The organism is Actinomadura logoneensis (genome assembly GCF_003428695.1).
In the GTDB taxonomy this organism is placed as follows: domain Bacteria; phylum Actinomycetota; class Actinomycetes; order Streptosporangiales; family Streptosporangiaceae; genus Spirillospora; species Spirillospora logoneensis.
Genome location: NZ_QURH01000994.1, coordinates 1 through 10,996 on the forward strand (window position 1 = coordinate 1; position 10,996 = coordinate 10,996).

At 73.1% G+C, this 10,996-nt stretch carries 8 protein-coding genes and 1 tRNA gene; 5 read left to right on the forward strand and 4 right to left on the reverse strand.

The genetic code is table 11. The features are described from left to right. On the reverse strand, positions 1-2,584 hold a 2,584-nt coding region (locus tag DZF91_RS33990), incomplete at its 3' end, for a sensor histidine kinase (RefSeq protein ID WP_117361138.1). 186 nt (positions 2,585-2,770) lie between these two features. Between DZF91_RS33990 and DZF91_RS33995 the strand changes: the two genes are divergently transcribed. Then, positions 2,771-3,178, forward strand: a complete 408-nt coding sequence (locus DZF91_RS33995; RefSeq protein ID WP_117361139.1) for a roadblock/LC7 domain-containing protein — start codon at positions 2,771-2,773, stop codon at positions 3,176-3,178. A 67-nt stretch (positions 3,179-3,245) separates the two neighbouring features. Here the strand turns inward: DZF91_RS33995 and DZF91_RS34000 are convergent, their stop codons facing one another. The 3 genes from DZF91_RS34000 to DZF91_RS34010 form a co-directional block, all read right to left on the reverse strand. After that, the gene (locus DZF91_RS34000) at positions 3,246-4,469 is read right to left on the reverse strand and encodes a CapA family protein (protein ID WP_199487083.1); all 1,224 of its coding nucleotides are present in this window, start codon (positions 4,467-4,469) and stop codon (positions 3,246-3,248) included. A gap of 285 nt (positions 4,470-4,754) precedes the next feature. Then, positions 4,755-4,827 (reverse strand) — tRNA-Lys (locus DZF91_RS34005). 54 nt (positions 4,828-4,881) lie between these two features. Beyond that, positions 4,882-5,595 carry an LmeA family phospholipid-binding protein gene (locus tag DZF91_RS34010; RefSeq protein WP_158588106.1) on the reverse strand — a complete coding sequence of 238 codons (714 nt, stop codon included), beginning with the start codon at positions 5,593-5,595 and terminating at the stop codon, positions 4,882-4,884. A 413-nt stretch (positions 5,596-6,008) separates the two neighbouring features. On the opposite strand from DZF91_RS34010, the gene DZF91_RS34015 reads away from it, so the two are divergent. From DZF91_RS34015 to DZF91_RS34030, 4 genes are all read left to right on the forward strand, one after another. Further along, positions 6,009-8,732 (forward strand): FHA domain-containing protein, encoded by a 2,724-nt coding sequence (locus DZF91_RS34015; protein WP_199487084.1) that lies wholly within the window; start codon positions 6,009-6,011, stop codon positions 8,730-8,732. Between the two features lie 110 nt (positions 8,733-8,842). Then, the gene (locus DZF91_RS34020; RefSeq protein WP_117361143.1) at positions 8,843-9,571 is read left to right on the forward strand and encodes a DUF2625 family protein; all 729 of its coding nucleotides are present in this window, start codon (positions 8,843-8,845) and stop codon (positions 9,569-9,571) included. Between the two features lie 105 nt (positions 9,572-9,676). Next, positions 9,677-10,201: a (2Fe-2S)-binding protein gene (locus tag DZF91_RS34025; RefSeq protein ID WP_117361144.1), complete on the forward strand. Its 525-nt coding sequence runs from the start codon at positions 9,677-9,679 to the stop codon at positions 10,199-10,201. Further along, a partial coding sequence (locus DZF91_RS34030) for an FAD binding domain-containing protein (RefSeq protein WP_117361145.1) occupies positions 10,198-10,996 on the forward strand: 799 nt, incomplete at its 3' end. The genes DZF91_RS34025 and DZF91_RS34030, both read left to right, overlap by 4 nt.

Here is a 10,996-nt window from a genome sequence, read left to right on the forward strand (position 1 = left end):
GCACGCGCCGGGGCATCCCGGCATGCGTCCCCGCGTCCCCACCCGCCACGGGCGCCTCGTGCGCACCCCCGCGCGAAGCCTCGCGCGCACCCCCGCGCGAAGCCTCGCGCGCACCCCCGCGCGAAGCCTCGCGCGCACCCGCGCGCGGTGCCTCATGCGCGCCCGACGTCCGGGCCTCGTGGACACCGGCGCGCGGCGTCTCATGCGCGCCCACACGCGGAGCCTCGTGTGTGCCTGCCCGCTCAAGCCCGTCCGGCGTCCGAGCCTCGTGCGCACCCGCGCGAGGTGTCTCATGCGCGCCCGCGCGCGGTGTCTCGTGCGCGCCCGCGCGCGAAGCCGACGGCTGGGGCTCCTGCGGGAGGGCGTGCGCGCCGGACCGGGTCCCGGACGCGTCCTGCGGCTCGGGGCCGTCCTCCCAGCCGCCGATGCCGTTCCGCGAGGCCGGTCCAGACACGCCGGACGTCACGGGCCCGCCGTTGGCGGCGGTGCCGCCGAACCGTCCGGTCGGCGCGACCGCGACCCACCCGTCCTCCTCGGGGGCGGGCTCCTCGGCGGCCACCACGGCGACGGGCTTGCGCACGGTCTCCTCGTCCTCGTCCCGTGCCCTCTCCTCCCGCGCCGTCTCGTCCCGCGCCGCCTTCTCCGCGCCCGGCGCGGCGTCCGCGCCGGACGGCTCGTCCCGGCGGCCGATGCGGTCCGCGGACACCACGATGGAGTGCGGCAGCAGGACGATCGTCTTCAGCCCGCCGTAGGAGTTCGGCTCCAGCACGACCTTGATCCCGTGCCGGTGCGCGAGCGTCCCGACGACCAGCAGGCCGAGCTGCTCGCCGCCGAACAGCTCGAACTCCGGCTCGCTCCGCAGCCGCTCGTTGAGCCGGGCGAGCTTGTCCGGGCTGACGCCGAGCCCGCGGTCCTGGATCTCCACGACGAAGCCGCGGCCGACCATGCCCGCGTCCACCTCGACCGGGGTGTTCGGCGGCGAGAAGGTGACCGCGTTCTCCATCAGCTCGGCCAGCAGGTGGATGACGTCGGCGACGGCCGCGCCGTCGATGCCCTCCTCGGCGGTGCTGACGACCTCGACGCGCGCGTAGTCCTCGATCTCGCCGATCGCGCCGCGCAGCACGTCCAGGATGCCGACCGGGTGCCGCCAGCCGCGGCCGGGCGCCGCGCCGGACAGGATGATCAGGCCCTCCGCGTGCCGCCGCATCCGGGTGGTGAGGTGGTCGATCGCGAACAGGTCGGCGAGGTCGTCGGGGTCGGCGGCCTTGCGCTCCAGGGTGTCCAGCATGGACAGCTGGCGGTGCAGCAGCGACTGGTTGCGGCGGGCGAGGCTCTGGAACACGCCGCTGACCGCCTTGCGCAGGTCGGCCTGGCCGACGGCGGCCTCGATGGCGGTGCGCTGGACGGTCGAGAACGCCTCGGCGACGCTCTCCACCTCGGCCGACCTGCCGACGGTGAGCGGCGGGGCCTCGACCGCGACGTCCACCTCGTCGCCGCGCTTCAGCCGGGTCACGACGTCCGGGAGGCGCTGGTCGGCGAGGTCGTGCGCGGCGCTCTGCAGGGCGCGCAGCTCGCGGACGATGCGCCGGCCGAACCGCAGCATCAGCAGCGCGGTCAGCAGGAGCGCGGCCAGGCCGATGCCGCCGATGAGGGCGAGCCGCAGCAGCGTGTCGTCGGAGGTCCTCTTGGCGTCGGCGGCGAGCGTGACGCGCGACTTGCCGAGCGCGCCGTCCATCTGCTGCATGTAGCCGCCGACCGCGGTCTGCCAGGTCACCGGGTTCATCTTGAGCCGGGCGGACGTCGGGACGGCCAGGACCCTGTCCTCCACCGCGGTGAAGTTCTTCATCTCGGGCGACCCGAGCGCCTCCTTGTACGGCGCGCCGTTGGCCTCGTTGAACTCCGAGAGGCTGGTCCGCTCCAGGTACCGGCGCTCGAACACGAGCTGCGCGATCGCGGTCCGCTCGTCCGCGCTCATCCGCCCGCCGCCGACCAGGACGCCGCCGACGAGCGCGGCCTCGCGTCCGGACAGCTCCATCGCGCGGGACATGCCGGTCAGGTGGTACGCCTGCTGGTAGCCGTTCTCGGCGACCAGCAGGTAGATGAAACGGAAGTGCGCGTCGAGGATGTCGTTGTAGGCGTCGAACGCGGCGAGCTTGTTGAACGCGCCGGAGTCGACCTGCCCCCGCACGGTGTTGATCCGGTTGAGCTTGTCGATGAGGACCGCGAGCCGCTGCTTCATCAGCGGCGTCAGCGTGTCCTGGAACGCGCCGGACCGTGCGGCCTTGTTCATCTGGACGATCGTGCCGTCCATCCGCTGCCGGACGGCGTCCATCGCCCTGCGCGGCTGCTTGCGCCGGGCGGCGAGCCAGACCACCGACTCCTGCCGCTCCTGGGCGAGGGTGATCAGCATCGGCTGGACGGCGTTGCCGTAGATCTTGTTGGCGGTGTCGATGTTCCGCTGGTCGATCGCCTGGCTCGCCACGCTCTGCGCGGCGAACGCCCAGAGGACCACCAGGGAGACCAGCGGGATGACGAGCATGCTGTAGAGCGAGAACTTGATCGAGCGTCGGCGAGAGCTCTTCACGGGCGTCGTCTCTCAAGCTTGGGAGCGTCGGGCGGGGTCGAAAACTCGGGACACCATAGCCGTTGATTTGATCATTTGTCTGGTTTTGTGGATCTTGGTCTTCCGTCGATGCGATCATGTGACGACGTTCGGTGACGCCGCGGGCGCCCCGGACCCGAGCCCTGAAACCCGACGAGAGGAACACCCGTGACGCCGCAGCGGGGCGAACCGACCGACCGGCTCGACCGGCTCGACTGGCTGATCGACGGCCTGGTCCGCCGCGTCCCCCAGGTGACCCGGGCGGTCCTGCAGTCCGCGGACGGCATCCTGATGGGCGCGTCCTCGGGTCTGGACCGCGAGGACGCCGACTACCTGTCCGCCCTGGCCGCCGGCCTGCAGAGCCTGGCGCGCGGCGCGCAGACGCACTTCGGCGCGGGCGAGGTCCACCAGACGGTCATCGAGATGCGGGACGCCTTCCTGTTCGTCACCGCCGCGGGCGAGGGCGCGTCCCTGACCGTCCTCACCGACGCCGACGTCGACCCGGCGCAGATCGGCTTCGAGATGACCGTCCTGGTCCGCCAGGTCGGCGAGCACCTCTCGTCCCACCCCCGATGACCTGAGCCGGACCGCACCGCCGGGCCGCGTCGCAGGTCAGCGCCGCGGGTCGGCACCGCGCCGCGGGTCAGCGCTGGGTGGTCTCCTCGACGGTCGCGGGCGGCACGGTCACGAGCGGAACGCGGTGGCCGAGGCTCCCGACGACGCGTCCCGTGCGCTCCAGGACGCGCCGGTCCGCCGGTCCGGCGGTCAGCAGCCTGATGGGCGGCCCCGGCCGGACGAAGGTCGGGACGTACGAGGGCTGGGCCGTCCACCCGCCCGACGCGTCCCGGGTGAAGGTGAACCGCGCGACGAGCCCCTCGTGCGTGCCCTCGGCGTTCGCGGACGGATTGGCGACCTGGTTGCCCATCCCGTACGCGACCCACTTCCCGTGGAACCGCTCGAACGGCTGGACGACGTGGACGTGGTCGCCGAGGATCAGATCCACGTCGGGTGACGCGAGGAGCGTCCGCGCGAGCCGCCGCTGGGCGGACGTGGCCGCGTGCTGGTACTCCTCGCCCCAGTGGAGGCTGAGGATCACGACGTCCGCGCCGGCCGCCTTGGCGCGCGCGGCGTCGGCGAGGATCTTCCCGGGGGCGAGCCCGTCGTTCACCAGCCAGGGCTGCCCGGCCGGCTTCGGAATGCCGTTGGTCCCGTAGGTGTAGGCGAGCTGCGCGACCTTGACGCCTTTGACGTCGTGGAGGTCGATCCGCTCCGCCTCCCGCGGCCCGCGCGCGGTTCCCGCATGGCCGACGCCGGCCCGGTCCAGCGCCGCGAGGGTGCGGCGCACGCCGCGTCCGCCCTGGTCGATGGCGTGGTTGGAGGCGGTGGAGCACGTGTCGTACCCGAGCCTGCGTATCGCGTCCACGATCTGCGGCGGCGAGTTGAACACCGGATACCCGCTGTACGGCCCGGACCGTGCGGCGACCGGTGTCTCCAGGTGGCACACCGCGAGGTCGGCCTGGCTGATCACGGGCTTGAGCCGGGCGAGCATCGGCATGAAGTCGTACCCGCGCTCACCCCGCGCGCGGGCGTCGGCCGCCGCCTGCTCGATGAGCACCCCGTGCAGGAGGAAGTCGCCCGTCCCCACGACGGTGAACCGGTCGGCTCCGTGACGGGCGGCCTTGGCCGTCCCGTGCCGTCCGGGCGGCTTGGCCACGGCCTCCAGGTCGGTGGAGCGGGCACGCTCGGTCCCGCACCCCGACAGCGCCGCGAGCCCGACCACCCCGGCCACCCCGACCACCCCGGCCACCAGCGGACCCGTCCGGCGCCGGCTGCCGACCGGACGCCGCACGAACCACGGAAATGTCACCGAAGTTCCCATGTCAGAGGGTCTTCGGTGTTTCGTCACCCCCGAAACGGCGGTTTGCCGGAACCTGGACCGCCATGATCAGCGCTTTCCGGACGATGGCGAACTTCCGCCCCTCCGCCAGCCCGCCGCTGACGCCCCGAGGTCGTCCCCGAAACCCCCGCACAACTGGTGCCAACCGTCACATTCAGGACAAATCGCGCCCACGGTGAAGCGGAAAAGGGAAGAGGAAAAAGAAAAAGGCCGGGGAGGAAATCCCCGGCCGTGTTTCTCACTGCTGAAAGCGGGTGCGCCGTCAGGGACTTGAACCCCGAACCCGCGGATTAAGAGTCCGCTGCTCTGCCAATTGAGCTAACGGCGCCCGTCGCCGGATCTCGTCGGCGACAGGACAACTCTAGCAGGGCTCCGTCCGTGCTCAGGACGCTCCGCCGTCCTTGGTGAACTTCACGTCGGAGCCGCTGACCCGCAGCTTCACACCCGCTCCCGTGACGCTCAGGCTGTCGAACCGCATCCCCATCGGAAGGCCGCCCACCGGGACGGTGAAGTCGAGATCGTCGCCCAGGCCGGTCAGGTCGAGGCCCTCCGCGGACAGGGTCCGGACCCGGATGCTGTTGCCGACCTTGGTCACCGACGCGACCGCCGTGGCGTCCAGCCCGAACGCGCCGACCTTGGCCTTGATCTTGTCGGGGCCGTCCGCCTGGAACTCCAGGCCGCTCCCGCCCGCCTTGGCGAGGTCGCCGAACCCGACGAACGCCTCGCCGGTGACCTTGCCGAGCGTCCCGCTCTGGTAGTCGGAGTTCAGCCGGACGTCCGTCGCCCGCGCGTCCAGCCGCGTCACGTTCAGCGGCCCCGCCGCGATGTTCCTGGCCTTCAGCCGCACGTCGTCGAAGTGCCGGTCCACGACCTGGGTCAGGAACGGGAACCCGCCGATCGTCACGTCCGGCTTGCTGGGGAACCCCTCCTTCTTGATCTCGCCGGCCATGGCGTCCTCGGCGACGAGGACCCCCACCCGGTCGGCGGCCAGCAGGAGCAGGAGCAGCACCACCAGGACGACGAGGACGACCGGCCACCGGCGGCGCCGCCGGGGCGGCTGCGGCAACCGGTCCTCGCGGGTCACCGCCGCGCTCACGCCCGCCACCTCCCCGGCCGGCGCCGGGCGCGGTCGTCTCCCGCAACGGTCCCGGCCCGCCCGCGCGCGGACGGCCGGACAGCCGACTCGATCTTCATCTCCACGCCGTCTCAGTTGAGGGGACCCGGGGGTCCGTGCCGATGGTCGCGGGAGCGGGGCGGAGCGCGGTCGCCGGCGGTGGTGATCCCCGCGCCCGGACACGCCCGGGACGCGCGCGGCCGGGACCGGCCACGCCGCCTTCCCGGGGACGGCCGGGAACGGAGGGGACGCGAGCTTCCGCTGATACATGCGAGGTCGGCCGGACCGGCGCGCGCGCATCCCGCGGAAGCGGCACGCGCTGGGACGGCATGGACTCATGCAAAGCCGCCGGAACCGTCCTGTCAATGGCGGGTGCGGCGTCTTACACTCCGGGCATGACGGCGGGTCCCTCGGCCGGGTCCATGGCAGCGCCGCTCCTGGTCGTCCGGACCCGGGAGCGGGTCCACCGGCTGCGTCCGGGCGGGACGTACCGGGTCGGGCGCGACCCGGAGTCCGAGATCGTCCTGACCGACGGGCGCGTCTCCTGGCACCACGCGGTCCTCCGCTCCGAGCCCGGCGGGTGGGTGCTGGAGGACGCGGGCAGCCGGAACGGCACCTTCCTCGACGGACGCCGCGTCCAGCGCATGGTGATCGACGGCGAGCGGCTGTTCCACCTGGGCAACGCCGCCGACGGCGCCCCGCTGGCCTGCTCGGCGTTCCGTCCGCCGGACCCGCGGCCGGCCGTGGACCGCAACCCCAGCCAGATCTTCAGGCTCCCCACGCCCCAGGGGCGGCCGGAGCAGGCGAGGGGTCCGGGCTACGCGCCACCTGGCGAGCAGGGGCCGCCGCGCGTTCCGGAGCAGTCGCAGGGCCGGGGATATCCGCAGACCGGACGTGCGCGACCTCCCGTGCGTCCGCAGAACCCCGTCCCGGACGCCGGACGGCAGGCCCACAGGCCCGACGCCCGGCCCGCGCCGGACCAGGGCGCCGCCTACGGCCCGTCCAACGGCCACGCACCACCGAGATACCCGCAGGGAACCGAGCAGCCGCGCCCCCAGGCCCCCGCGCAAGGACGAGACCGGCCTCTCGGGCACAGCCAGGACAGACGCATCGTCCCCGGACCTTCCCAGCCGAACGGCGCGGGCGACGCGCGGGAGCCGCGGCGCGACCTGGCGGGCGGCACGACACTGCGGATCGGGCGGTCGCCCGACAACGACGTCGTCGTGCCCGACCTGGTGGTGTCGCGGCACCACGCCGAACTGCGGATGACGGACGTCGGCCGGGCCGAGATCATCGACCTGGGCAGCCACAACGGCACCTATGTGAACGGTGTCCGGATCGACCGGGCGGTGCTGGCCGAGGAGGACCTGCTCGGCATCGGGCACGCCACGTTCCGGCTGGTCGGGACGGAGCTGCGCGAGTTCGTCGACACCGGCGACGTGTCCGTGCTCGTGCAGGACCTCACCGTCCGCACCCCCGAGGACAAGGTTCTGCTCGACGGCGTGGGGTTCCCGATCCCGGAGCGGTCGCTGGTCGCGGTGATCGGCCCGTCCGGCGCGGGCAAGTCCACGCTGCTGGGCGCGGTGACCGGGACGAGGCCCGCCACCGAGGGGACGGTCCGCTACGACGGCCGCGACCTGTACGCGGACTACGACGAGCTGCGGCACCGCATCGGGCTCGTCCCGCAGGAGGACATCCTGCACACCCAGCTCGCGACCCGGCAGGCGCTGCTGTTCGCGGCCGAGCTGCGGTTCCCCGGCGACACCCGCAGGGACGAGCGGGAGCGGCGGGTGGACGAGGTGCTGGCCGAGCTCGGCCTCACCCCGCACGCGCGCACCCGCATCGACAAGCTCTCGGGCGGCCAGCGCAAGCGGGTGTCGGTGGCGCTGGAACTGCTGACCAAGCCGTCCCTGCTCTTCCTGGACGAGCCGACGTCCGGCCTCGACCCCGGCCTGGACAAGACCGTCATGGAACTGCTGAAGGAGCTGGCGCACGACGGCCGGACGGTCATCGTCGTCACCCACAGCACCGAGAACCTCGTCGCCTGCGACCGGCTGCTGGTGCTCGTCCCCGGCGGGCGGATGGCCTACTACGGGCCGCCCGAGGAGGGGCTGCGGCACTTCGGCGCGAAGGCGTGGGCCGAGGTGTTCCAGGCGTTCGACCGCGAGCCGGACCGCGACTGGGCGGGCGAGTTCCGCACGTCGCCGCGCTGGGCCCGGTACGTCGGGCACGGGATGGGCGGCGCGGTCGGCCCCACCGACGCCCGCCCGCCCGCTCCGCCGCCGCCCCGGCAGAGCAAGTTCGCCCAGCTCTCCACGCTGTGCCGCCGCTACCTCTCGGTGATCACCTCGGACCGCTCGTACCTGGTGCTGCTCGGCCTGATGCCGCTGATCATGGGCGGGCTGATCGCCGCCATCCCGGCGCCGAAGGGCCTCACCGGGCCGCCGGGCACCAACGCGGACGCCGCGTCCAAGCTGATGGTGCTGATCTTCGCCTCCTGCTTCGTCGGCACCGGCAACGCCGTCCGCGAGCTGGTGAAGGAACGCACGATCTACCGCAGGGAACGCGCCGCCGGGCTGTCCGCGGGCGTCTACCTCACCTCGAAACTGCTGGTGCTGGGCCTCATCACGACCGTCCAGGCCGTGGTGCTGGTCGGAATCGGGCTGGTCGGCGTGAAGCTGCCGCCGTCCGGCGTGTTCACCTCCCCGTTCCTGGAACTGGTGCTCGCGACCGGCCTGCTCGGCCTGGTCTCGATGACGCTCGGCCTGCTGGTGTCGGCGTCGGTGAACAGCTCCGAGAAGACGCTGCCGCTGCTGATCGTCCTGTCCATGGCCCAGCTCGTGCTGTGCGGCGCGCTGGTCCGGCTGTCGGGCAAGCCGGGCCTCGAACAGGTCGCGTGGCTGGCGCCGTCCCGCTGGGGCCTGGCCGCCACGGCCGCGACCGTGGACCTGGGCCACATCATCCCGTCGTCGCTGAAGCCCGACCGGATCTGGCTGCCCGACCTGAACACGTGGGCCCTGGACATGGGCGTCCTGGCCGGCCTCGGCGTCGTCTTCACCGCCCTCGCCTGGTGGCAGCTCGAACGCCTCCGCCCCAAGCGCCGCCGAGGCCGCCTCTGACCGGGGCCGTCTCTCTCCGAGGCCTGAACCAAGGCGCAAGCCAACCGCACATGCTGCCTACTTCGTGCCGGTTCCGCCGCCGGGCACGGGCGGGCTGGGACCATGGCCGGATGCGTGAACTCGATGAGCTGACCAACGTGGACGACCCGGCCTGGCCCGGACTGCGGGAGGTGTTCGCGGCCGGACCCGCGTCCGTCACGGTCCTTCCCGTCGATCGGGACGAGGCCCACCGTGCCGTCCTCCAGTTGCAGGTCACGGCCCGGTCGGCTCTCGGCGGGCTGGTGCTGAACTGCGGCGGGCTGCTCATCGACGGCGGATGGGTCCGGGTGTTCGGCGGCGGATCGGCCGAGGTCGCCGGGGGACTGCCGAGTCTCGCGCGGGTCAACGCGTTCCCCGCCGACTTCGATCCGGCGTGGTTTCCGGCGACGGGCCTGGTGGTCGGCCATGACGTCGTGGGCGGCGTGTTCGCGCTGAACGGCCACGATCCGGCGGCCGACGGCAGGCCCGGCGATCCCGGTCAGATGACCTATTTCGCACCCGACACGTTGGCCTGGGAGGCGCTGGACGTGGGGCATTCCGCCTGGCTCTCCTGGCTCGCGTCCGGTGGTCTCGACAAGTTCTACGAGGGGATGCGCTGGCCGGGCTGGCGCGAAGAGGCGGCGGCGCTGACCGGATCGCAGGGCATCTCCGTCCACCCCTTCCTGTGGACGCGGGAAGCCCAGGAGGACATCGCGAAGACCAGCCGGCGCGCGGTGCCGATGCGCGAGGTGCTGGGTATGGCGGCCGACTTCGCCCGGCAGATGGGAACCGGCGACCCCGGATTCCTCGGCAAGGTCTGACCACACCGCCCGCGCCGGGATCTCAGGCTTGACCAGGAACCGTGGGCGGAGGGGACGGGGATCTCGGCCCGAGTGGGCCGGAGACATCGCGGGTAGGTTCCGAGCATGTCGGAAAAAGCCCAGGTCAGCATGGTGGTGAACGGGCAGCCGCACGAGGTCGCCGTGGACACCCGGACGTCCGTCCTCGACCTCCTGCGCGAGCGGCTGGACGTGACCGGCCCGAAGAAGGGCTGCGACCACGGCCAGTGCGGCGCCTGCACCGTCCTGCTGGACGGCCGCCGCGTGAACGCCTGCCTGGTCCTCGCCGTCGCGGCGGACGGCGCGCGCGTCACCACCATCGAGGGCCTGGCGGACGCGCACGGTCCCGGCGAGGACGGCCTGTCGGCGCTCCAGCGCGCCTTCGTCGAGTGCGACGCCCTCCAGTGCGGGTACTGCACGCCCGGCCAGATCTGCTCGGCGGCCGGGATGCTGGAGGAGGTCAAGGCGGGATGGCCCAGCGCGGCCATGGACGACCTCGCCGCCGATCCCGAGCCGTCCGGGGAGGAGATCCGCGAGCGCATGAGCGGCAACCTCTGCCGCTGCGGCGCGTACGTGAACATCGTCGAGGCCGTCCGGAGGGCCGCCGGATGAGGCCGTTCACGTACGCGCGGGCCGCGACCGCCGCCGACGCCGTCGCGGAGCACACCGACGGGTCCGCCTACCTCGGCGGCGGCACGAACCTGGTGGACCTCATGCGCCTCGGCGTCGCCCTCCCGTCCCGCCTCGTGGACGTGACCCACCTGCCCCACGCGGAGATCGAGGCCGACGACGGGGGGCTGCTCGTCGGCGCGGCCGTCCGCAACTCCGACCTCGCGGCGCACCCGGTCGTCCGGGAGCGCTCGCCGATCCTCGCACGGGCCGTGCTGTCGGGCGCGTCCGGCCAGATCCGGAACATGGCGACCGTGGGCGGCAACCTGCTGCAGAACACCCGGTGCTCCTACTTCCAGGACGTCACGCGCGCCTGCAACCGGCGCGAACCCGGAACCGGATGCCCGGCGCGCGAAGGGGAGCACCACAACCTCGCCATCCTCGGCCACACGCCCGAGTGCGTCGCGACCCATCCGTCCGACATGGCGGTGGCGCTCGCCGCGCTGGACGCGACCGTCCGGATCCACGGCCGGGGCGACATCGGCCTCGACGACCTCTACGGGGACGATCCGGTCCGCAACTCGGCGCTGCGCCCGGGCGAGCTGATCACGCACGTCCGCGTCCCGTACCTGGACATGCCGGGCACCTACCGGAAGGTGCGCGAGCGGGCGTCGTTCGCGTTCGCGCTGGTCTCGATCGCCGCCGCGCTGGACGTCGCCGACGGCGTCGTCCGCGACTGCCGCATCGCGCTCGGCGGCGTCGCCGCGCGACCGTGGCGCGCCCGCCGGGCCGAGGCGG